Source organism: Cryobacterium flavum (assembly GCF_900103805.1).
In the GTDB taxonomy this organism is placed as follows: Bacteria; Actinomycetota; Actinomycetes; order Actinomycetales; family Microbacteriaceae; genus Cryobacterium; species Cryobacterium flavum.
The window spans coordinates 361,958-382,644 of the sequence record NZ_FNIB01000003.1 but is presented as its reverse complement, the minus strand read 5'-3'; the positions used below and the strand labels follow the sequence as shown (position 1 = coordinate 382,644).

Here is a 20,687-nt window from a genome sequence, read left to right as displayed (position 1 = left end):
ACTCCCCGACCATCGGCGCATGCTCTGCTGGCTGAGCGTCGCTGCGCCAGCTCTTAGCGCAGGTCCCGCAATCGATCAGTAATGCTGTTTTCTTCACCCGCACGTCGCTCATAGGTGACGGCGATGATAAGAAGCACGGCACCGACGACGGCCAGGGTGATCCACCACGGCATCGACTCGATCCCCCGACCGATCTGCACTAGGAACACGAGAACGTTTTCGAGCGGAAGCACGATGATTCCGATCAGGAACGGGGCCGCGAGCCTGCGACTCGAGCCGATCAGAATTGCGACGAGCGCAATGATGATCACGAGGATCGCCCGCCAGGTCTGCGGGTCAGTGAAGGTGGCCGTGACCGAAGCCGACAGAAGGGCCACGATTCCGGGGGCGAGCAGGGGCCAGGAGCCGTTCCAGCCGGCCGGCCAGCTACTGATGGTGCCTCTCGTGCTGGCATCGACTGGATGCACGCGCGCGGCATCCGCTCGCGCACCATTCAGCACCATGGCGCCGGCCGCCAGCAGAAAGAGGCCAAGCGGCAGCGAGAACCATTCGACGCGCAGGTCTCGCGGACTCCACGCCACGATCGCCGTGACGAACGCGATGGCGAAGACGAACCACACGGGTGGCAGGCTCGTTGTTCGGGTGCGCAGCCGCCAGGCGATGACGACGACAGTCACGAGGTAGGCGAGCATGAGAGCCCACATCATCCAGATTGTGAACCAATCGCGCTCGATCGATGACCAGGTGGCGACCGCGACGAACGCCGCCGGGGGCGCATAGAGCCAGCGAGTGCGGGCCCACCGCGACCCCTCCGGCGCGACCCTGCGGATGGCGCCCGCGCCGAGGGCCGCCGGCAGTGCTCCAGCCAGGCCGATTCCGAAGCAGAGCAGAACGAGCGGCACACCTCCGGTCAGGATCGGGTCGGCACCGAAACCAAATCTGACCCCCTGAATCGCGCCGGCCGCCCCGGCGGCAATCGCTACGCCCAGGGTTGGAATCTGCAGCGCTCGGAGCAGTTCGGCACGCACCGAAGAGCCTCGGCCGAGCACACGGCCGACGCCAAGCAGGAGCCACGATGCGACGACGAGCCCATAGCCACGCCACGGAGCCAGGGCGGCAGCCCCGGTGCCGGATACCGCCAGCATCACCAGGATCGGTGCGAGGGCCACGACGAGGCCCAACGCGTAGAGCGGCACGGCGCGGGAACCTCGTGCGGTAAGGATCAGGCCGACAATTGCGGCGGCCAGGGCCGGCGGGAGCAGGTATGGTTCGAGCGCGCTGATTTCGGCGAGGGCCCACAGGCACCAGAGTGCGCCGGTGAATGAGGCGGCGGCGACCCACCACCCGTAGCGGCGTTTCGCCCAGAAAGCTGTGGCTGCCGTGCCGAGCCCGAGGATGACCAGCACGATGAAGGTCGTCGGCAGCCCGGCAGCGACGCGTACGAGCGCCAGCTGGACCGCGATCACCGCGGTCAGCAGGGTCGACGATTCAATCGCGATCCGGGCCGCCGCGGTATCCCTCGACCCAATCCCCCGCAGGCCCAGCATCGACTCAATCAGGCCGGTGCTCGGGAGCACGATAGCGACAATGGCCGCGATCACCGGCAGCGTCACCGGAGACGCGCTGCCAAGGAGCACCTGCGCGCCGAGGCAGATCACCACGACGGCAAGAGCAGGAACGAGGAGGCCGGCGGCGATCGTGCGGAGCACGATTCCGAGGCCCGCGCGTCGAGTATTGAGGAGGGTGAGTGCCAGTAGGAAGATGAGGGCGGTGGAGAGGGCTGTCCAGCCGCTGCGCTCAAAGAGCACCTGCGCAACGCCGATCATGAACGGCACGATCGTCACGACCAGAATCGCGTACCAGGCCGGAGGCCCGACCCGTCGCAGGAAGGTTGCGGCAATCGCGCCGAGCGAGCCGAGCGATGTGGTCAGGCAGAGCACGGCGATGGTGCCGAGGCCCAGTTGGTCGAGTGCAATCGCGACGATGACGAGCGCGTAGGCATAACCCGCGCCGACGTGCAGAAACCGTATCCCGGGCGGCACGGTCTGCGCAATGACGGCGATGGTCGCGACGATAGCGATGCCAGCCCAGACGGTGGCACCATCATCGGCCGAGGAGAATATAACGGCCAGCAGCACCGCGAAATGGGTGCCCAGCACGAGTGGCAGCCGCATTCTCAGGGCGGCACTGCGCAGGCGCGGAACGGCGACGAGCGCACTGCTCGTTGCCACGGCCAGGCACAGGGCGATCGTGATGCGCGACCAGAGCGGCAAGATGGGCTGACAGGCAAAGACCAGCCCGGCGAGGGCGGCGAGCCCGATCGCTAGTGATCCGGTCCACGCTGCCAGCTTCGGGGTAGCATCCGTTTTCGCGGTATCACCGCGACTGGTTAGCACCGAGAACGCTCCGAGTCCGGCCGACATAGCACCCAGTCCGAGCACAACGGCGAGAAAGCCGTGCGCGGGCAAGAGGCCGATCGCACCGAGGTCCGAGCCGCTCAGTGAGCCGAGTACCGTTGCGGCCCCGATCAGCACGGCGGAGAGAACGGGCACGAGCACGCTCACCCCCGCAATGGCGAATGCACCACCCAGGAATGCTCGGCGGTCGAGGGCGCGGGCTCTCGGAGCACACCCCTGGAGCACGAGCAGTGCGGCGGCACCCGCTGCGGGAGCGACGGCCTGGTACCACTCGCCCGCGCCGTGCGCGCCGAGGTCGAGGGCGAAGGGAAGGCTGACAGCGGCGGCCATCGCGGCAACGCCCGTGACGGCGCTCCAGAACAACTTGGCCACCTGCCGAATCGTGAGCAGGGCGAGCAGGGCGACACCGGTCAGCACTGCGGTAATCGTCAGCCAGTATTCGGTTGTGGTGGTGAACTCAATGAACCCGATCTGGGCCAGCAGGATGCCGGTCGCGACGATTTGGATCGTCGCAAGCGTCATCCGCTCAAACCGGAGGAGCCCATCAAATCGCTGCGCCAGCATCGGTGTCGTCCTGAACAGGGCGAGCGCGACGAAGGCCACTCCGAGGTGTCCCAGGGTCGCCGCCAGTGTCGATTCGCCCGCGTAGCCCAGCATCGCTGGAGCGAGAGTGAGTCCGGCGAGCGAGATCCAGAGCCAGCCGCGAATGCGCGCGAGCGTCGACACCATGACCATGACACCGCCACTGAAGAGTGTTCCGGCGGCGGCGAGCACCCACGGGCTAACCCCGCTGGGCGCCAGTTCCGAGAACGCGTAGACGTCGAGGGCCACGAAGACCATCCCGAGGCCGCCGACGGCTTCGGCCGAGAATTGCAGCTTGCGGCGGGCCAGCAGCCACGCGCCGCCGAGGAAGAGGACGGTGATCAGCCCGACGATCACGCTGCGCAGGGCGTGATCTTTGAGGTCGGGGTTGAAGAAGGTGAAGACGACCGCGGAGACGGCGAACAGTCCAGCGCCCGCGATGGCCAGCACGGACTGCACCGTCGCGCTCGACCGACGGCCCGCAGTGGCCGAAGCGCCCGCGCCAGGTTGCGCGGGAATCCGTTGTGGAATCGGTGCCGGCGTCGGCACGGCGCTGTCTTCGGCGTCGATCGCACGGGGCGGATGCGACACGAGGACAAGTGCCTCTTGTCGTGCCACGAGCGCCGCGGCGGCCGCCTCCGAAGCTGACCAGAGTTCTGCCGCCAGAACACCGACGAGTTCGGCACCGCAATTGCGACAGGGGTTGTCGGGCAGCGCGACCGCGCAGACGGGGCACGACGTGCGGTCGAGCAGATGGCGAATCGCGACGTCGTTCCAAGGCTGAACAGCTCGCGGTATGCTCATGACCCCGCCACCGCTGAATTTGCTTCTGCGGCGCCGTCATCTTCAGGCACCCACATGAAGATGTCGCCAGGTTGGCAGTCGAGCACACGGCAAATGGCGTCGAGGGTGGAGAAGCGCACGGCCTTCGCCCGGCCGTTCTTGAGCACGGAAACATTCGCCGGTGTGATGTCGATCGCTGCGGCGAAGTCGGCGACCGATATCTTCTTCTTAGCCAGTTCGACGTCGAGGTTGATCACGATGGGCATCAGACCACTTCCGCCAGGTCGCGTTCGAGTTGGGAAGCCTGATGGAGGAGCCCGCGCATGACCACGATCATCAAGGCCAGTCCCGAGCCGACGACGATTCCGAGCGAGCACAGCATGATGACCGAGGGCGAGGCAACACCGGCGACCGCCAGGGTGATGAAAGACCCGAGGATGAGGAGGGTCGCCAGCGCGACCAGGCCGAGGATGATATTGACATACCTGAACGCGTTTTCCCTGAAAATGATGGATGCCCGCACCAGCGATAGCAGCCGCCACACGCAGACGAGCGCGACCTGCACGCAGAGCACGAACCCCACCGTGACCATGATCCCGGGCACCTGGAGATAGTCGAGTGGGGGAGATTTTTCGACCATCTGCTGCGCGACCGCTGGGATCACAAAGACCTGGCACGCCAGAAGCAGTGTGATCAGCACGAAGATGAGTGTTTTCAGGGTGACGATCGCCGAGCGATGCATGTGAATCCTATCGTTTATCGGTGTGAATCTATCGATAAACAATATACACACATTCTTGCGAGCGACACGAGCACGGGCATACTCCGCGACCGAAATTCACCGCCGGGACAGCGTGCGCATGCACAGCCCCTAGGCTTCAGAGATGCCGGATACCGTCGAGGACCCTGTTCACGACGCTGAGCTGGCTGTTTTCGAGCGTAAGTCGTTAGCCCTGGATGCGGCGGCGGCCGGAGGGTTACCGGGCGCGTTCCAATCATTCCGCCTGGGCGGCCTGCGGGCGAGCATCGCAACGGCCAATCGATACGGATTTCTCAACACTGTCGAGGGCCTGAACGAACATTCCGTCGAGCACCTGCCTGAGGTTCTGACCCGATTCGCGAACCGACACCAAATAACCATTATCGCAACGTCGCCGTCGCAGACGCTCAACGACCGGATGCTCGACCAGGGTTACGAGCTCGCCCCCCGTGCGTCCCACTGCCGTCCTGCGTGTGGGAGCAATCCGCCCGGACGGCACGGACCGGAACCAGTGGCAGATACGCGAAGTCTCTTCCGCCCCGGATGCAGCACTCTTCGCGGACCTACTCGACGCTGGGTACGCGGCAACGGACAACGTGCGATCGCTGATCCGAACGGAACACGCCCTTCCGATGGTTCGAGCATTCATCGCTTTTCGTAACGGCGAGCCCCTCGCCGCTGCGGCCATGTCCGTGCAGAATGCCGTCGCGGTGCTCGGCGGGGCGTCCACACTCCCTGCAGCACGAGGCGCTGGAGCCCAAAGCGCCCTCCTCGGGCACCGAATCCGCGTCGCAAGAGCTCTCGGCTGTCCGCTGGCTGCGGCCACCGCGGCTCCCAGATCACCGAGCGTTCGAAACCTGGCCAGATTGGGATTCACCATCGTCGAACGCACGGCCTGGCGCGTGAAAAGTACGACCAGCGACTAAGAGGCTCCTGGTCGCCGGCGGAGCCGTCAGCAACGCGTGGATAGGATCGCGGCTGCGACGAAGTCGCGATCAGGGTGCTGCGTCGGTCGCCACAGCGCGGCGAGCAAGCCAGACCACCGAAGCCGCGCCCATGACGGTCAACATCAAAACGACTACGGCCGGGTCCGTGCCTCCGCTCTGCGCGACGGTTCGCCCGACGACAGCGCTCGCCAACGTGGCGGCCACCGCTGTTGCAATAGCCTCGACCAGGATCATCGCCGTGGCGGCGCGCAGCAGATTTCTCAGCTGACGCAGCATGAGCAACTTGCGCAATGGGCTTCGATACGTGACGGGCGACATATCGCCGAAAAGCTTCCGTGCCATCACGTTTATCCCCCCAGATCGATCGTGCCCGCCCTCGCAGGCTACTGCAACCCGGACGTCGCCCGCCGTCTCAACGTGTCACGGACGACCGTGCAATAGCGATCTCGGGTGCCTACTTTCATGCAGCAGGCCGGTGCGGGAGCTTCCATTACGGCCCTCGCCGGGGACGTGCCGGCTCTCAAAACATTTCTTTGGGTATTCTTTGCCGGATTCGGTCGATTTCGGGCATATAGGCGTGATTTTTCCTCGGGAATGTCGGTGGTCGGGTGTTGAGTTGAATCATGAACATCATGGCGATGGAGCTCGCCCGGGCAGCAGCGGCCGTCGCCGCGCTCGGTAGTTCCAGCGCTCAGTTCAGCACCCTGACAGATGCGCAGGTACTCGCCGCTCGCGGTCCGATCGCCGACCTCCTGCGACTGAGCAACACGGCGGCGGCCCTTCTGGCCGGCACGATCGCGCACCGGTCCCGCCCGGAGTTGGGCCAGTCGGGCCTGGCCGCTCGGCACGGGTTTAGCACCCCGACGCTGATGGTGCAAGACGCCACCGGACTCAGCCGTATGGAGGCCGGCCGACTGCTGGCCGTCGGCGTCCTCATGAACGAAACCGAAACCGCGGAACGGCGGGCGGAAGAAGCCGCTCGGGAAGTCGAGCGGGTCGCGCAGGCGACCGCCGACGCCCTCGCGGACGCCGAGCGCGCCGCCGAGCTGGACGCCGTTCGAGAGGCGGAGCGCGCGGCGGCGTGGGCGACGCTGCACCCCGACTTGCCGCCACTGCCCGTGGCCGCGCCCCGCCCGGTACTACCCATGGCAACCGTGGATCCGGTGGAGCCGGTGGTGGTGCCGTGGCAGGCACCGATTCTGCACGCTGTCACCGCCGGCACATTCTCGCCCGGCGTCGGCGACGCCCTGCTGCGAGGTCTGGGCACACTGGATCAGGCCATCACAGCCGAGAAACTCGCCGCCGCTCTCCGAGTGTTGCTGGTCGAGGTACCAGGCATGCACACCGAGCAGGCCTACAAGCGGGCGCGGCGTATGCGCGACGACCTCGACGCCGCAGGCATCCAGGCCAGGGAAAAGCAGGCCCGCGACGACACGACCTGGTCGTTGTGGCGGCGAGCCGACGGCATGGTGACCCTGCACGCCCTGTTGGCACCCGAGCAGGGCGAAATGTGGATGGCAACCTACGACGCCCTGACCAGCCCGCGACGCGGCGGCGTGCGGTTCGTCGACCCCGAACGCGCCGCCTGGGCACAGCGCGTCAAGGACGACCCGCGCACCCTCGACCAAATCGCCGCGGATTCCTTCACCCAACTGCTCAAACTCGGCGCCGACGCCGACCCGAACACCATGTTTGGCGGACGCCGCCCGGTCGTGCAGATCATCGTCACCGAACCCGACCGCCCCACCACCATTGCTGACCCAGCAGCCGACACAACGGCGGCACCGACAGCCGGCCCGGCAGCCGGCCCGACAGCTGGCCCGGCCCGCACTGCCCCGGCCCCTGCGGCTGGCCCGACCCCCGCGGCTGAAACCACGAAAAGCGGCACGACGCAGAGCGGCACTTCCGGGAGCCGAAGCGCCACATCAGCCTTCGGCTACCTCGAAGGCAACCCCGCTCCGGTGTCCGCGGAGACGATCGACCGGCACCTCTGCGACACCGGATACCTCGGAATCCTGTTCAGTCAGTCCGGGCAACCCCTCAACGTCGGACGAGACGAACGTCTCTTCAACCGTGAACAACGCCGAGCCCTCGCCGCGCGCGACGGCGGATGCCGCTGGCCCGGCTGCGACCAACCACCATCGTGGACAGAAGCTCACCATATAAAAATGTGGTCTGATCAGGGACCTTCCAACATCAATTTCGCCATCTCACTGTGTGCACACCATCACATGCTGCTGCACAACCGACACTGGACGATCCATCTCCAGAACGACCAGTACTGGCTACAACCCCCGATCGAAATCGACCCCGAACAAACGCTGATCGCCCTACCCAGCAAGAATCCACTCATGGCCGAACACCTCCGGCTCGACCAGCTTCTACCGACGCCCCCCGGGGCAGACACCGCAGACAGCCACCCGTCACGGGATGGCGGTCTCGCCCAACTCGCCCAACGAAACGGAGACGACCCGACACCCGGCCGTCCGCACGACGACGACCGAAACTGAACTTTCACGGTGTCCGATGCCCGGCATCCTGCCACTGGTGCCGCTGCCAGCCGGGCATGACGCGGGTGGGTGCGGTCTCGATCACTCGTTCCTCGCGCCTCGACCAGCGCGGTACTGACGGCTACCGAAGAGCTGTTAGAAGCCGAGGCGGCCGAGCTGCTTCGGGTCGCGCTGCCATTCCTTGGCGATCTTCACCCGCAACGAGAGAAACACACGCTTGCCGACGAGCGGTTCGATCTGCTTGCGGGCGCGGGTACCGACATCCTTGAGCCGGCTGCCCGACTTGCCAATGATGATGCCCTTCTGGCTGTCGCGCTCGACGAACAGGTTGGCGTAGATCTCGACCAGTTCCTGGTCGTCGCGCTCGATGATGTCATCGATGGTGACGGCGATAGAGTGCGGCAGCTCGTCGGTGACGCCCTCGAGGGCGGCCTCGCGGATGAATTCAGAGATGCGGGACTCGAGGGTCTCGTCGGTGACAGTGTCGGCCGGGTAGAGGGGGGCATCCGCGTGTGGCAGCAGACGCAGCAGCTCGGTGGCGAGGGTATCCAGCTGGATCCGGCTGGTCGAGGAGATCGGCACGATCGCCTCCCAGTCCCGCAACTGTGAAACAGCGAGCAGCTGATTGGCGACGTTGGTCTTGGAGGACGCATCAATCTTTGTGACGATGGCGACCTTTTTGGCCCGCGGGAAGGCATCCAGTTGTTCATTGATGAACTTATCGCCCGGGCCGATCGGCTCGTTGGCCGGGATGCACAGGCCGATCACGTCGACGCCGGCCAGGGTGGCGGTGACGAGGCTGTTGAGGCGCTCACCGAGCAGGGTGCGCGGGCGGTGGATGCCGGGGGTATCCACCAGAATAAGCTGGCCGTTCTTCTGGTGCACGATGCCGCGGATGGCCCGGCGGGTGGTCTGCGGCTTCGACGACGTGATCGCGACCTTCTCCCCCACCAGCGCGTTCGTCAGGGTGGACTTACCCACGTTGGGGCGTCCCACAAACGAGACGAATCCCGCTCGGTAATCGGCAGGGTGTGCCGGTGTAGCTTCGGTCATGACCTTTCTCCTTCATCATCAGACGCTGTGCTTGTGCTGCTGGTGTTAGCAGTCGGTACCGTGAGGAATGCGGTCTGCGCATCAATCAAAGCTTCATCGCGTTCCACCAGCACGGTGCTGATGCGTCTGCGCCGGCCTTCGGTGCGTTCAGCGGTGAGATTGAGTCCACTGACCGACGCGACCGAGCCGGCCACGGGCAATCGCCCGAGGGCTTTGGCCAGCAGGCCGCCCACCGAGTCGACGTCGTCGTCGTCGAGTTCCAGGTCGAACAGCTCACCCAGTTCGTCGACCGGCAGTCGGGCGCTCACCCGAAAATGGCCGTCGCCGAGGTCTTCGACCTCGACCACGTCACGGTCGTACTCGTCGGAGATATCGCCGACGAGCTCCTCGATCAGGTCTTCGAGGGTGACCAGGCCGGCGATTCCGCCGTACTCGTCGACGACCATGGCCAGGTGGTTGGACTCCAGCTGCATCTGTCGCAGCATGTCGTCGGCCTTCTTCGACTCGGGCACGAACACGGCCGGCCTGGCCAGGTCGGCCACGGTGAGCTGCAGCGCGTTGATCGGCCGCTCGAACACCAGCCGTGCCACGTCACGCAGGTACAGGATGCCGGCAACGTCGTCGACCTCGCCGTCCAGCACGGGCACCCGCGAAGTGCCGCTGCTCAGGAATAGGCCCATGGCCGCGTCGATGGTGGCGTCGGCGTCGATGGTGATCATGTCGGTACGCGGAATCATCACCTCACGCACGACCGTCTCGCTGAATTCGAAGATGGAGTGGATGAGCTCGCGGTCATCTTCCTCGATCACGTCCAACTCGGTAGCCTCGTCGACCATGCTGAGCAGCTGGTCTTCGGAGGTGAAGGTGGCCAGTTTGGTACGCCCAGGTGTGACCCGGTTGCCGAGGGCGACAAGGGCATTGGCTACGGGTCCGAGCAGCACGCGGGCGACGTGCACGAGCAGTGCGGTCGCGGTCAGCAAATTAACCGGATGCGCGCGGCCCACGCTGCGCGGGCTCGCCCCGACCAACACGAACGAAACCGAGGTCATGATGAGCGCGGACAGCAGAAGTGCCAGCCAGAGGGCATCGATCGTGGTTGCAAAGACCAGCGTCACCAGCACGGCCGCGGTGGTCTCGGCGGTGATCCGAATGAAGTTGATCGCGTTCAGGTGCGCGCCGGTGTCGTCGGCGATGGCCTGGAGCGACCGTTTGGCGCGATGATTCGCCACCAGGCTCGCGATGTCGGCCCGGGACTGGGTCGTGATCGCGGCATCAACGGCGGCCATGAGCCCGGCGAACACCACCAGGATGACCGCCGCATAAATAAACCACACGTGGAGCATCAGTGGCGTTGTCGTTCCTGCATGGCGAAGCCGATGAGAATGTCGCGTTGAATGCCGAACATTTCCTTTTCTTCGTCGGGTTCGGCGTGGTCGAAGCCGAGCAGGTGCAGCACGCCGTGGGTGGTCAGCAACAGCAGCTCGTCGAGGGTGCTGTGGCCGGCGGTTTCCGCCTGTTCCTTGGCGACCTGCGGGCAGAGCACGATATCGCCGAGCAGACCCGGCGGGGTCTCCTGTTCCTCGGTTCCGGGGCGAAGTTCGTCCATGGGAAAGCTCAGCACGTCGGTGGGGCCGGGCTCGTCCATCCACTGCACGTGCAGTTGTTCCATCGCGCCCTCATCCACGAGCACGATGGCGAGTTCGGCGTCGGCGTGCACGTGCATGGTGTCGAGCGCGAAGGCAGCGAGGCGCTGGATGGCCGCCTCATCGACCGGGATGGCCGACTCGTTGTTGATTTCGATGCTCAACTGGAACTCCGTTTCGGGTTGCGACCGGCGGCGCTGGCGCGCTGGGGACCGCGATTAACAAATTCACGCGCTTCGGCGCTCTCCTGGCGGAGGGCCTGCTTTTTCTCGTCGTACTCGGTGTAGGCGTCGACAATGCGGCCGACGAGCGAGTGACGCACCACGTCGGCGCTGCTCAAATAGGCGAAGTGGATGTCGTCGATCCCGTCGAGAACGCGGGTGACCAGTTTGAGACCGCTCGTGCCGGCCGGCAGGTCGATCTGGGTGACGTCGCCGGTGATGACCATCTTCGAACCGAAGCCGAGCCGGGTCAGGAACATCTTCATCTGCTCCGGCGTTGTGTTCTGGGCTTCGTCGAGCACGACGAAGCTTGCGTTGAGGGTACGCCCGCGCATGTAGGCGAGCGGTGCGACCTCGATGGTTCCGGCGGCGAGCAGCTTCGGGATGAGTTCGGGGTCGAGCATCTCACCGAGCGCGTCGTAGAGCGGCCGCAGGTAGGGGTCGATTTTGTCGGTCAGGGTGCCGGGCAGAAAACCGAGCCGTTCGCCGGCCTCGACGGCGGGCCGGGTCAAAATGATGCGCTCGACCTCCTTATTTTGCAGGGCGCGCACCGCCTTCGCCATGGCGAGGTAGGTCTTGCCGGTTCCGGCCGGGCCGATACCGAACACGATGGTGTTCTCGTCGATGGCGTCGACGTAATCCTTCTGGCCGATCGATTTAGCCCGAATGCTCTTGTTGCGCGCCGTGAGGATGGGGGCACCGAGCTGGGCGGAGGGGCTCACGGAGCTGTCGGCGGCAAGCATCCGTGCCGAGGTGGCGACCTCGGTTTCGCCGAGGTCGTGGCCGGCGCGAAGGGCACGTTGCAGTTCCTCGATCAGGCGGCGCACGGCTTCCACATCATCGGCTGAGCCGCCCAGGGTGACGTCGTTGCCGCGCACGTGCACGTCAACGTTGGGGTACTCGGCCTCGATGGTGCTCAGGAAGCGGTCTTCAGGGCCGAGCAGGCGCACCATGGCGACGCCATCGACGGTGAAACGCAATTCAGAGTGTGCCAAGCGAGTCCTCCCCGAGATGGTCGGTCAGTTCCGGGCTGCCCATGACGTGAGCGTGCACGTGAAAGACGGTCTGGCCGGCGGCCGCACCGGTGTTGAAGACGAGACGGAACTGCCCGTTGGTGCGCTCCGCGGCGATCTGCTCGGCCACGGCCACGAGTTCAGCGAGCAGGGCCGAGTTTCCGGCGGCGAGCTCGACCACGTTCTGGTACTGCGGGTCTTTGGTGGTGACGACGACGTGCACCGGTGCTTTCGGGGCGATGTCGAGGAACGCGATGATGTGCTCGGTCTCGGCGACAATCGTCGCCGGAATCTCACGCGCGATGATGCGGCTGAAAATGGACGGCTGGGAACCGGAAGAAGACATGCCTCTATCTTAAGCGGCGCTACCAGCGGCCGAGCGTCGCGTTGAGGATGGCGAGAGCGGCTGGTCCGGCGGTCGACGTGCGCAGCACGGTGTCGCCAAGGCGCACCTGGGTGGCGCCGGCCTGCTCCAGCAGGAGCAGTTCGGCCGGGGAAATTCCGCCCTCGGGGCCGACGACGAGCAGAATGTCGCGGTCGTCGGTGGGCGGGGCGACCTCGGTGAGGCGACCGGTCGCGGTCGGGTCGAGAAGCAGCATCCGTGTCGTGACGGCCAGCAGGGCCAGCTGTTTGGTGCTGGCGAGCGGCGCGACGCTCGGCAGCCAGGCGCGAATCGACTGTTTGCTGGCCTCGCGCACGATCGTGCTCCAACGGTCGTGGCCCTTGGCGACTTTGGCGCCCTCCCACTTGGTGATGGAGCGCGCGGCGGCCCAGGGAATGACGCCGTCGACGCCGAGTTCGGTGGCGGCCTGAATGGCCAGTTCGTCACGGTCGCCCTTGGCCAGGGCCTGCACCAAGCGGATGCGCGGCGTCGTCGCCGCCGTCTCGCTCGCCTCGTCGACGCGCAGGGTCAACACCGCGGCGTCCGCCGTCAGCACCGTTCCCTCAAGCAACAACCCGGCCCCATTACCCAGGCGGAGCCGGTCCCCTGGACGAACCCGGCTGACCGTGACCGCGTGCCGTGCTTCGGCGCCGTCGACAGAAACGACCTGCCCCGGGCGACACTGCGCCGCCCGGAGCGTTTCCTGCAGGTAGAAATGTGCCACGTTAGCCGAGGAACCGGTCGCGCAGCTTGGCGAACAAACCCTGCTGGTACTGGCTCAGGGTGGGTGCGGGGGCTGAATACCGGGCGGCGAACTGTTCGATCAGGTCGCGTTCCTTGTGGTCGAGCTTGGTCGGCGTGAGTACGTGGATGCCGATCTTGAGGTCGCCACGACCGCTGCCGCGCAGCTTGGTGATGCCGCGGTCCTTGATAGTGAGTACCTCTGAGCTTTGCGAACCGGGGCGAATCTCCACCTCGATGTCACCGTCGAGGGCCTTCACGGTGACGCTCGTGCCGAGAATGGCACTGGTCATTGGCACGTCGAGCGAGCACATCAGGTCGTCGCCATCACGGCTGAACACGTCGTGGTGGCGCACCTTCATCTCGAGGTAGAGGTCGCCGTTCGGGCCGGCCGCCGGGCCGGCCTCACCGCTCCCGGGCATCTGCAGGCGCAGGCCGGTGTCAACGCCGGCCGGGATGTCGACCGGAACCGTGCGGCGGGCGCGCACGCGGCCCTGGCCGGAACAGGTCATGCACGGCGTGGCGATGATGGTGCCGTAGCCGCGGCAGGATCCGCACGGGCTCGACGTCATGACGTTACCGAGCAGGGAGCGCACTGCGCGCTGGATGCTCCCGGTGCCGTGGCAGATATCACAGGTGATCGGTGACGTGCCGGGCGCGCAGCACGAGCCCTTGCAGGTGTCGCAGACGATCGCGGTGTCGACCTCGAGGTCGCGGTGCGTGCCGAAGATGACCTCGTCGAGGTCGAGCTCGACCCGAATGAGTGCATCCTGGCCGCGTTCGCGGCGGGAGCGCGGGCCGCGGCTGCTGCCGCCTCCCCCACCGAAGAAGGTCTCAAAGATGTCACCGAAGTTGCCGAAGTTCTGCCCGTCGAAGCCGCCGTTCTGGCCGCCGCCCTGGTCGTACTTCTGGCGCTGTTTCGCGTCACTCAGCACGTCGTAGGCGTGCGTGATGCTCTTGAACCGTTCCGACGCCTCGGCGCCGGGGTTCACGTCGGGGTGCAGTTCGCGGGCCAGGCGACGGTACGCCTTCTTGATTTGATCGGTGGTCGCGTCGCGGTCAACGCCCAGCGCTTCGTAGTGGTCAGCCAAAGGTGGCTCTCCTTGAGTTGTGATGGTTGTTCGAAATGATGAAGAGGCCGCCGGGCGGCCCAAGCTCTAGGTCTCGCCGAGCAGGCGAGACAGGTAACGTGCGACGGCGCGCACCGCCGCCATGTTGTTGGAATAGTCCATGCGAGTCGGCCCGAGCACGCCCAGACGGGCCAGGTTGCCGTTGGCCGTATAGCCGCTGGTCAGCACGCTCGCCTCCGGTAGCCCGAAGGCCGCGTTCTCGCGGCCGATACTCACCGATACGCCGTGCTGGTCGGTCTCCATCTCGCCGAACAGGCGCAACAGCACCACCTGCTCTTCGATGGCCTCGAGCACCGGGTAGATGCTGCCCGAGAAGTCCTCTTCGGTGCGAACGAGGTTGGCCGCACCAGCCATGACGAGCTTGTCCTGCCGGTTGGAACCGACTTGGTCGGCGAGGGTGCTCGTGATGAGGTCGACGATCGGCTGCAACGCTGGTGACCCCGGCCAGACGCTGGCGGCGAGGGCAGCGGATGCCTCGGCCATGCCGAGCCCGACCACGGCAACATTGAGACGGGCACGCACCTCGCCGAGTGTCTGCTCGTCGAGCGCGCGCGGCAGATCGATCACGCGCTGTTCGACGCCACCGGAATCGGTGATCAGTACCGACAGGATGCGGGTTTCGGTCAGCGGTACGAACTCGATGTGGCGAACCTTGGCGCGCGACAGAGAGGGGTATTGCACGAGCGCAACCTGGTGGGTCAGCTGCGAGAGCAGCCGCACACTGCGCACGAGCACCTCGTCGAGGTCGGCGGAGTGGCCGAGGAACGTTTCGATGGCCTGACGCTGTGCCGGGGTGAGTGGACGCAGATCAGCGAGGTGGTCGACGAAAACGCGGTACCCCTTGTCGGTGGGTATACGACCGGAGGAAGTGTGCGGTGCCGCGATGAGCTCTTCTTCTTCGAGCAGGGCCATATCGTTGCGAATGGTGGCGGCGGAGACGCCGAAGGAGTGCCGGTCCACGATGGATTTGGAGCCGACGGGTTCACGGGAGGCAACGTAGTCCTGCACGATCACGCGCAGAACATCGAGGCCACGGTCGGAAACCATTGCACCCGCCTTCCTGATTCTTGAGGTAGAGCTTCGGCCCAACGGATGCCGCTCACCTCGCGCGCCCTGGGCACCCTGGAACGCAGGTTTGCTGGCACGCCGTTGGCACTCGCATCCACTGACTGCCAATCCTATCGCGACCGGCCGGGTTCCGGCTGAGTACACCCATTGCCAGTACCCCGAAGTGAGCGTTTAATTACCGGTATACGCTCCCACCTCTTTGAGCGAAAGGCACGATCATGAGCGATCCACAGGCACAACCTCCCGGTGATTCCAACTACCGTGAGCCCAACGTCGGCCAGCCGCAATATGGCCAACCGCCGAACAGCCAGCCCGGTGCAAGTCCCTATTCCACGCCGGTCGTGGCGGCCCCGCTCTCGGAGGCCGACGATCGCCAGTGGGCTTCGCTGGCACACCTCGGCGGCATCCTGAGTTTTCTTCCGTCCCTGATCATTTGGCTGGTCTTCAAGGACCGAGGGCGCTTCACCAACACCGAGGCGAAGGAGGCACTGAACTTTCAGATCACCCTGCTGATCGCCTATGTCGCGATCACCGTGGTGTCGACCTTCCTCGCCCTGGTCACGTTCGGCATTGGCGGGCTGCTCGCGGGCCTGGGCTGGATCGTCTGGCTGGCCGGGGTCATCTTCTCGATCATGGGATTTGTACAGGCCAAGGACGGAAAGAACTACCGGTACCCGTTCGCGCTGCGCCTGATCAAGTAGCGCCTCCTGGCTCCGACCGGCGGCGGGGCGATTAGTCTGGAGGTCACTGGCACCGCCGTGCCAGTGACCGGCCGTACAGCGAGAGGCCCTCATGTCTGAGCAGAATCCGTACCAGTCCACCCCCGCCACCCCGATGAGCCCCGCGGACGAGAAGTTGTGGGCGACGCTGATCCACGTCGGTGGGATTATCTTCAGCGCGGCAGCCCTGGGTTTCGTGCCGGCCCTCATCGGCTACCTCATGCTGCGAGATCGCGGACCGTTCATCCGCGCGCACACCGCGACCGCCCTGAACTTTCAGATCTCCCTCTTGATTTACGTGGCGGTACTCGTTCCGATCACGATTGTCACGATCGGCATCGGCGGCATTCTCTACATACCGCTCGCGATCGTGGCTGTCGTGTTCATGATTCTGGCGGCGCTGGCCGCGAACCGTGGACAGGGTTACACCTACCCACTCACGATCAAGTTCGTCAGCTAAGCCCCGCTTTAGTCGCTCAGCTCTAGTCGCTCAGCCGCCGCACCACGGCGTCGGCCAGCAGCCGTCCGCGCAGGGTCAGTTCGATGGTCCCGGCGAGGGCCGCTTTCGCGTTGATGAGTTCGTCGGCGATAAGGCTGGCCACCTCGATCCGGCCCGCAGCAGACAGCGACGCCACCGGAATTCCGGTGCGGATGCGGCTCTGCAGCAGGATGCGTTCGAGCTCGCGGGTGGGCGCGTCGAGCGTCTCGCGGCCGGCGGCCGGGGACAGGCCGCCGAGCATCCGTTCGGAATAGGCGGCCGGATGCTTCACGTTCCACCAGCGCACCCCGCCGACGTGGCTGTGTGCGCCGGGGCCGACGCCCCACCAGTCCTGGCCGGTCCAGTAGGCGAGGTTGTGGCGGGAGCGGTGCGCGTCGCTCGTGGCCCAGTTGCTGACCTCGTACCAGTCGTACCCGGCGGCGGCGAGAAGCTCGTCGGCCAGTTCGTAGAAGTCGGCCTGCTGGTCGTCGTCGGTCGGCGCGATCTCGCCGCGGCGAATCTGCCGAGCCAGCTTGGTGCCGTCTTCGACGATGAGCGAATACGCGCTCAGGTGGTCTGGGTGCAGGCTGAGCGCCTGCTCGAGGCTGGCGCGCCAGTCGGCCAGCGACTCCCCCGGCGTGCCGTAGATGAGGTCAAGGCTCACATCGAGCCCGGCGGCCCGGGCCCACTCGACCACGAGCGGAACCCTCTCGGGATCGTGGGTGCGCTCGAGCGTCGCGAGCACGTGCGGCACAGCCGACTGCATGCCGAAGGACACCCTGGTGAATCCGGCATCGGCGAGGGCACCGAGGTAGGCGGCGTCGACCGAGTCGGGGTTGGCCTCGGTGGTGACTTCGGCCCCGGCGGCCAGGCCCCACAGGTCGCGCACTGCACTGAGCATCTTCGCGAGGTCGGTCACCGGCAGCAGCGTTGGCGTACCTCCGCCGAAGAACACGGTGGCGACGGAGCGTTTGGGAACGCCCGATGCGGTCAGGATGCGCCCGGCCGCTTCGACCTCGAGCACGGCCTGGCTGGCGTAGTCGCTCTGCTTGACGCCGCGCAGTTCGGTCGCGGTGTAGGTGTTGAAGTCGCAGTAGCCGCAGCGCACTCGGCAGAACGGCACGTGCAGGTACACGCCGAAATCGCGCACGAAGGCGTCAACGGCCGCCGACGCTGGAAGGAGGCCATCGTCGGGTGCGGGATCGCCGACGGGGTGGGGTCCGGCCATGGGTGGTGCTCCAGTACGTTCTATTTGATGGCGCCAACGGGGTGCAACGCCCGCAGGTAGAGCCGGGTGAATTTGGCCTGCTGAAAGCGCAGCACCGGCCAGGCCAGCCGGTAATACCAGGTGCTGGCCCGCGAGAACGAGCGAATGGTCAGCCAGACCGAGTCGTCTTCCCGGTGCTCGACGATGAAGGATTCCTCGCCGCTTTCCGGGTGACCGGCCATGGTGCCGTAGGCGAACCCGATGCGGGCCGCCTCGTCGATCACGTAGACGACGCGGACCGGCGCGGTGACGCGGAACAGCCACACCTTCATTTTCAGCGTCGCCGTCATGCCGTTGGCGATGTACGGGGTGCCGTCATCGGCAAAGGTCGCTTCGTTGACCGGATGCTGCTGGCCGACCGCCGGGGCGCCGTCGGGCCCAAAGGTCACCGGCGTGTACTGCACGCCGGTGCCGTTTTCGAGGTCGGTCACCTCCATGCCGCTGCCCCGCTGGATTCCCCAGGTCATCAGCAACTTGGTCGCGGCCTCGAACCGATCCTGGGAGCTGCCGAGCTTCACGCTCTGCTCCATCGGGCGGTAGCCTCTCGGCGGATAGCTCATCAGGTCGGGCGCGAGCGTGCCGCCGATGGCAGCGTAGCTGACGGCGGCGTCGGTGAAGGTGGTTCTGCGCATCCGCTCTACTTCTTGTCTTTGGTCTCGATATCGCCGCTCAGAGCGGCGATGAAGGCTTCCTGGGGAACTTCAACCCGGCCGACCATTTTCATGCGCTTCTTGCCCTCTTTCTGCTTCTCGAGCAGCTTGCGCTTGCGCGAGATGTCACCGCCGTAGCACTTGGCGAGCACGTCCTTGCGCATCGCCGAGATGCTTTCACGGGCGATGATGTGGGCACCGATCGCGGCCTGGATGGGCACCTCGAACTGCTGGCGCGGAATAAGCTTGCGCAGGCGCCCGGTCATGAGCGCTCCGTAGGCGTAGGCCTTGTCGCGGTGCACGATGGCACTGAAGGCGTCGACCTGCTCGCCCTGCAGCAGAATATCGACCTTCACCAGGTCGGCTTCCTGCTCGCCGGAGGGCTCATAGTCGAGCGAGGCGTAGCCGGCGGTGCGGCCCTTGAGCATGTCGAAGAAGTCGAACACGATCTCACCGAGCGGCATCGAATAGCGAATCTCGACCCGGTCTTCGCCGAGGTATTCCATGCCGAGCAGGGTGCCGCGGCGACTCTGACACAGTTCCATGATGACGCCGACGTAGTCTTTCGGCGCGAGAATGGCCGCCTTCACCATGGGTTCGAGCACCTTGGCGATCTTGCCGGTGGGGTATTCGCTCGGGTTGGTCACCGTGATGGTGCGCTTGTCGTCGGTGGTGACCTCGTAGGGCACGCTCGGCGCGGTCGTGATGAGGTCGATGTTGAATTCGCGTTCGAGACGCTCGGTGATGATTTCCAGGTGCAGCAGTCCGAGAAACCCGCAGCGAAAACCGAAACCGAGCGCAACGGATGTCTCCGGCTCGTACCCGAGACTGGCGTCAGACAGCTTGAGCTTGTCGAGGGCCTCGCGCAACGCCGGGTAGTCACTGCCGTCGATCGGGTACAGGCCGGAGAACACCATGGGCTGAGGTTCGTCGTAGCCGGGCAGGGCGTCGGTGGCGGGGCGCACGGCGGTCGTGATGGTGTCGCCGACCTTGGACTGGCGCACGTCTTTCACGCCGGTGATCAGGTAGCCGACCTCGCCGACGCGCAGGCCCTTGCTCTCCACCGGTTCCGGCGAGATGACGCCGATCTCGAGGATCTCGTGGGTCGCCTTGGTCGACATCATCTGAATTTTTTCGTGGGCCTTCAGGTGCCCGTCAATCATGCGCACGTAGGTGACGACGCCGCGGTAGCTGTCGTAGACCGAGTCGAAGATCATGGCGCGGGCGGCGGCATCCGGGTTGCCTTTCGGCGCCGGAATCATGGTGGTGGCGAGGTCGAGCAGTTCCTCGACGCCGGCGCCGGTCTTACCGGAGACGCGCAACACGTCTTCCGGGCGCCCGCCGATGAGGCTCGCGAGTTCGCGGGCGTACTTCTCGGGGTCGGCGGCCGGCAGGTCGATCTTGTTGAGCACGGGAATGATCGTGAGGTCGTTCTCGAGGGCGAGGTAAAGGTTGGCGAGGGTTTGGGCTTCGATGCCCTGGGCCGCGTCAACCAGCAGAATGGCGCCCTCGCAGGCGGCGAGACTGCGGGAGACCTCGTAGGTGAAGTCGACGTGACCGGGGGTGTCGATCATGTTCAGCGCGTAGGTAACGCCGTCCAGCTCCCACGGCATGCGCACGGCCTGGCTCTTGATGGTGATGCCGCGTTCACGCTCGATATCCATGCGGTCCAGGTACTGGGCCCGCATGGAACGCTCGTCGACGACGCCGGTGATCTGCAGCATGCGGTCGGCGAGCGTCGACTTGCCATGGTCGATGTGGGCGATGATGCAGAAGTTGCGGATGAACTCGGGGGCCGTGGCGGCCGGTTCCAGCGCGTGAAGGGCTCTCGGTGACATAGTTCGTCCATTGTCCCATGCTCGGAGCGGTTGTACCGTCTCTGCGCTCGGTCACCGATCGGAGATCTACCGGAACGACTGACACCGGCCCGTTCGTCCACCCGGCCGTCACCGACCGCAAGCTGATGCTCGCCGGGGCGCGGGCCACCTGCTCGGCCCGCGCCCCGGCATCCGTTCTGCTGGTCAGGCCTGGGCCGTTTCGCTGCCCGGGGTCTGCCATTGTCCATCCCGGAAGATGACCGCCGACGGGCGAATCTCGACGACGCCGTAGAGGGCCGCCGAACACTGCCGCGCCCAGCCGATGGCGGCGTCGAGGTCGGGCATCGAGTGACTACGCGTAGGCGTCAAAGGCCTTGCGACCCCATTCCATGGCCGCTTCGTCAACCTGGGCGTCGCCGGCTTCCTGGCTCAGGACGAGCAATGAACACTGCAGGGTGGTTTCCCTTCTGATCATTTGATAGTGACACCGACATGACGATCGAGAC

At 65.7% G+C, this 20,687-nt stretch carries 21 protein-coding genes; 4 read left to right on the top strand and 17 right to left on the bottom strand.

Annotation, left to right across the window (positions count from 1 at the left end; translation table 11 throughout):
- Positions 1 to 53: 53 nt before the first annotated feature.
- Genes BLS91_RS06065 through BLS91_RS06055 form a run of 3 tightly spaced genes read right to left on the bottom strand, consistent with a single transcriptional unit; the run spans position 54 to position 4,524 of the window.
- A complete protein-coding gene (locus tag BLS91_RS06065) occupies positions 54 to 3,803 on the bottom strand; it encodes an SCO7613 C-terminal domain-containing membrane protein (RefSeq protein WP_092339817.1) in 3,750 nt (1,249 codons plus the stop codon).
- Positions 3,800 to 4,048: a helix-turn-helix domain-containing protein gene (locus BLS91_RS06060; RefSeq protein WP_092339816.1), complete on the bottom strand. Its 249-nt coding sequence runs from the start codon at positions 4,046 to 4,048 to the stop codon at positions 3,800 to 3,802. The genes BLS91_RS06065 and BLS91_RS06060 overlap by 4 nt, the downstream gene beginning before the upstream one ends.
- Positions 4,048 to 4,524, bottom strand: coding sequence for a DUF2975 domain-containing protein (locus tag BLS91_RS06055; protein WP_092339815.1), 477 nt, complete (start codon positions 4,522 to 4,524; stop codon positions 4,048 to 4,050). The genes BLS91_RS06060 and BLS91_RS06055 overlap by 1 nt, the downstream gene beginning before the upstream one ends.
- Before the next feature lie 650 nt (positions 4,525 to 5,174).
- On the opposite strand from BLS91_RS06055, the gene BLS91_RS19555 reads away from it, so the two are divergent.
- A complete protein-coding gene (locus tag BLS91_RS19555; RefSeq protein WP_134505347.1) occupies positions 5,175 to 5,468 on the top strand; it encodes a GNAT family N-acetyltransferase in 294 nt (97 codons plus the stop codon).
- Between the two features lie 69 nt (positions 5,469 to 5,537).
- Here the strand turns inward: BLS91_RS19555 and BLS91_RS06045 are convergent, their stop codons facing one another.
- Positions 5,538 to 5,831, bottom strand: coding sequence for a hypothetical protein (locus BLS91_RS06045; RefSeq protein ID WP_092339813.1), 294 nt, complete (start codon positions 5,829 to 5,831; stop codon positions 5,538 to 5,540).
- Positions 5,832 to 6,112: 281 nt separating this feature from the next.
- On the opposite strand from BLS91_RS06045, the gene BLS91_RS06040 reads away from it, so the two are divergent.
- Positions 6,113 to 7,999 (top strand): HNH endonuclease signature motif containing protein, encoded by a 1,887-nt coding sequence (locus tag BLS91_RS06040; RefSeq protein WP_092339812.1) that lies wholly within the window; start codon positions 6,113 to 6,115, stop codon positions 7,997 to 7,999.
- Between the two features lie 135 nt (positions 8,000 to 8,134).
- On the opposite strand, the gene era is transcribed toward BLS91_RS06040, so the two are convergent.
- The 8 genes from era to hrcA all read right to left on the bottom strand — a co-directional run bounded on the left by era (position 8,135) and on the right by hrcA (position 15,229).
- Positions 8,135 to 9,052, bottom strand: a complete 918-nt coding sequence (gene era, locus BLS91_RS06035) for a GTPase Era (protein WP_092339811.1) — start codon at positions 9,050 to 9,052, stop codon at positions 8,135 to 8,137.
- A complete protein-coding gene (locus BLS91_RS06030; protein WP_092339810.1) occupies positions 9,049 to 10,395 on the bottom strand; it encodes a hemolysin family protein in 1,347 nt (448 codons plus the stop codon). Before BLS91_RS06030 ends, era begins: the two co-directional genes overlap by 4 nt.
- Positions 10,395 to 10,859 carry an rRNA maturation RNase YbeY gene (gene ybeY, locus BLS91_RS06025; protein ID WP_092339809.1) on the bottom strand — a complete coding sequence of 155 codons (465 nt, stop codon included), beginning with the start codon at positions 10,857 to 10,859 and terminating at the stop codon, positions 10,395 to 10,397. The genes BLS91_RS06030 and ybeY overlap by 1 nt, the downstream gene beginning before the upstream one ends.
- Positions 10,856 to 11,869, bottom strand: coding sequence for a PhoH family protein (locus tag BLS91_RS06020; RefSeq protein ID WP_092339882.1), 1,014 nt, complete (start codon positions 11,867 to 11,869; stop codon positions 10,856 to 10,858). Before BLS91_RS06020 ends, ybeY begins: the two co-directional genes overlap by 4 nt.
- 28 nt (positions 11,870 to 11,897) lie before the next feature.
- Positions 11,898 to 12,275 (bottom strand): HIT domain-containing protein, encoded by a 378-nt coding sequence (locus BLS91_RS06015; protein ID WP_092339808.1) that lies wholly within the window; start codon positions 12,273 to 12,275, stop codon positions 11,898 to 11,900.
- Between the two features lie 19 nt (positions 12,276 to 12,294).
- Complete coding sequence (locus BLS91_RS06010; RefSeq protein WP_092339807.1) at positions 12,295 to 13,035, bottom strand: 16S rRNA (uracil(1498)-N(3))-methyltransferase; 741 nt, start codon at positions 13,033 to 13,035, stop codon at positions 12,295 to 12,297.
- A 1-nt stretch (position 13,036) separates the two neighbouring features.
- Complete coding sequence (dnaJ, locus tag BLS91_RS06005; RefSeq protein ID WP_092339806.1) at positions 13,037 to 14,143, bottom strand: molecular chaperone DnaJ; 1,107 nt, start codon at positions 14,141 to 14,143, stop codon at positions 13,037 to 13,039.
- A gap of 66 nt (positions 14,144 to 14,209) precedes the next feature.
- Positions 14,210 to 15,229: a heat-inducible transcriptional repressor HrcA gene (hrcA, locus tag BLS91_RS06000; protein WP_092339805.1), complete on the bottom strand. Its 1,020-nt coding sequence runs from the start codon at positions 15,227 to 15,229 to the stop codon at positions 14,210 to 14,212.
- Positions 15,230 to 15,468: 239 nt separating this feature from the next.
- Between hrcA and BLS91_RS05995 the strand changes: the two genes are divergently transcribed.
- Together BLS91_RS05995 and BLS91_RS05990 are read left to right on the top strand one after the other, a co-directional pair.
- Positions 15,469 to 15,951: a DUF4870 domain-containing protein gene (locus BLS91_RS05995; RefSeq protein WP_092339804.1), complete on the top strand. Its 483-nt coding sequence runs from the start codon at positions 15,469 to 15,471 to the stop codon at positions 15,949 to 15,951.
- A 91-nt stretch (positions 15,952 to 16,042) separates the two neighbouring features.
- On the top strand, positions 16,043 to 16,429 hold the full coding sequence (locus BLS91_RS05990) for a DUF4870 domain-containing protein (protein ID WP_233197512.1): 387 nt from the start codon (positions 16,043 to 16,045) through the stop codon (positions 16,427 to 16,429).
- A 22-nt stretch (positions 16,430 to 16,451) separates the two neighbouring features.
- Here BLS91_RS05990 and hemW read toward each other — a convergent pair whose 3' ends face one another.
- The 5 genes from hemW to BLS91_RS20935 all read right to left on the bottom strand — a co-directional run bounded on the left by hemW (position 16,452) and on the right by BLS91_RS20935 (position 20,656).
- Positions 16,452 to 17,675: a radical SAM family heme chaperone HemW gene (gene hemW / locus BLS91_RS05985; RefSeq protein WP_092339803.1), complete on the bottom strand. Its 1,224-nt coding sequence runs from the start codon at positions 17,673 to 17,675 to the stop codon at positions 16,452 to 16,454.
- A 20-nt stretch (positions 17,676 to 17,695) separates the two neighbouring features.
- Positions 17,696 to 18,346: a DUF1990 family protein gene (locus tag BLS91_RS05980; protein WP_092339802.1), complete on the bottom strand. Its 651-nt coding sequence runs from the start codon at positions 18,344 to 18,346 to the stop codon at positions 17,696 to 17,698.
- A 5-nt stretch (positions 18,347 to 18,351) separates the two neighbouring features.
- Positions 18,352 to 20,202: a translation elongation factor 4 gene (gene lepA, locus BLS91_RS05975; protein WP_092339801.1), complete on the bottom strand. Its 1,851-nt coding sequence runs from the start codon at positions 20,200 to 20,202 to the stop codon at positions 18,352 to 18,354.
- 183 nt (positions 20,203 to 20,385) lie between these two features.
- Positions 20,386 to 20,526 (bottom strand): YciI family protein, encoded by a 141-nt coding sequence (locus tag BLS91_RS19895; protein WP_158252883.1) that lies wholly within the window; start codon positions 20,524 to 20,526, stop codon positions 20,386 to 20,388.
- A 7-nt stretch (positions 20,527 to 20,533) separates the two neighbouring features.
- Positions 20,534 to 20,656: a hypothetical protein gene (locus tag BLS91_RS20935; RefSeq protein ID WP_255410058.1), complete on the bottom strand. Its 123-nt coding sequence runs from the start codon at positions 20,654 to 20,656 to the stop codon at positions 20,534 to 20,536.
- Positions 20,657 to 20,687: the final 31 nt, after the last annotated feature.

Excerpts from the sequence above, each read along its gene's own strand:
- BLS91_RS06065 (WP_092339817.1), bottom strand. The coding sequence starts at position 3,803 with ATGAGCATACCGCGAGCTGTTCAGCCTTGGAACGACGTCGCGATTCGC.
- BLS91_RS06060 (WP_092339816.1), bottom strand. The coding sequence starts at position 4,048 with ATGCCCATCGTGATCAACCTCGACGTCGAACTGGCTAAGAAGAAGATA.
- BLS91_RS06055 (WP_092339815.1), bottom strand. The coding sequence starts at position 4,524 with ATGCATCGCTCGGCGATCGTCACCCTGAAAACACTCATCTTCGTGCTG.
- BLS91_RS19555 (WP_134505347.1), top strand. The coding sequence starts at position 5,175 with ATGGTTCGAGCATTCATCGCTTTTCGTAACGGCGAGCCCCTCGCCGCT.
- BLS91_RS06045 (WP_092339813.1), bottom strand. The coding sequence starts at position 5,831 with ATGGCACGGAAGCTTTTCGGCGATATGTCGCCCGTCACGTATCGAAGC.
- BLS91_RS06040 (WP_092339812.1), top strand. The coding sequence starts at position 6,113 with ATGAACATCATGGCGATGGAGCTCGCCCGGGCAGCAGCGGCCGTCGCC.
- era (WP_092339811.1), bottom strand. The coding sequence starts at position 9,052 with ATGACCGAAGCTACACCGGCACACCCTGCCGATTACCGAGCGGGATTC.
- BLS91_RS06030 (WP_092339810.1), bottom strand. The coding sequence starts at position 10,395 with ATGCTCCACGTGTGGTTTATTTATGCGGCGGTCATCCTGGTGGTGTTC.
- BLS91_RS06020 (WP_092339882.1), bottom strand. The coding sequence starts at position 11,869 with ATGGTGCGCCTGCTCGGCCCTGAAGACCGCTTCCTGAGCACCATCGAG.
- BLS91_RS06015 (WP_092339808.1), bottom strand. The coding sequence starts at position 12,275 with ATGTCTTCTTCCGGTTCCCAGCCGTCCATTTTCAGCCGCATCATCGCG.
- hrcA (WP_092339805.1), bottom strand. The coding sequence starts at position 15,229 with ATGGTTTCCGACCGTGGCCTCGATGTTCTGCGCGTGATCGTGCAGGAC.
- BLS91_RS05995 (WP_092339804.1), top strand. The coding sequence starts at position 15,469 with ATGAGCGATCCACAGGCACAACCTCCCGGTGATTCCAACTACCGTGAG.
- BLS91_RS05990 (WP_233197512.1), top strand. The coding sequence starts at position 16,043 with ATGTCTGAGCAGAATCCGTACCAGTCCACCCCCGCCACCCCGATGAGC.
- hemW (WP_092339803.1), bottom strand. The coding sequence starts at position 17,675 with ATGGCCGGACCCCACCCCGTCGGCGATCCCGCACCCGACGATGGCCTC.
- BLS91_RS05980 (WP_092339802.1), bottom strand. The coding sequence starts at position 18,346 with ATGCGCAGAACCACCTTCACCGACGCCGCCGTCAGCTACGCTGCCATC.
- lepA (WP_092339801.1), bottom strand. The coding sequence starts at position 20,202 with ATGTCACCGAGAGCCCTTCACGCGCTGGAACCGGCCGCCACGGCCCCC.
- BLS91_RS19895 (WP_158252883.1), bottom strand. The coding sequence starts at position 20,526 with ATGCCCGACCTCGACGCCGCCATCGGCTGGGCGCGGCAGTGTTCGGCG.
- BLS91_RS20935 (WP_255410058.1), bottom strand. The coding sequence starts at position 20,656 with ATGATCAGAAGGGAAACCACCCTGCAGTGTTCATTGCTCGTCCTGAGC.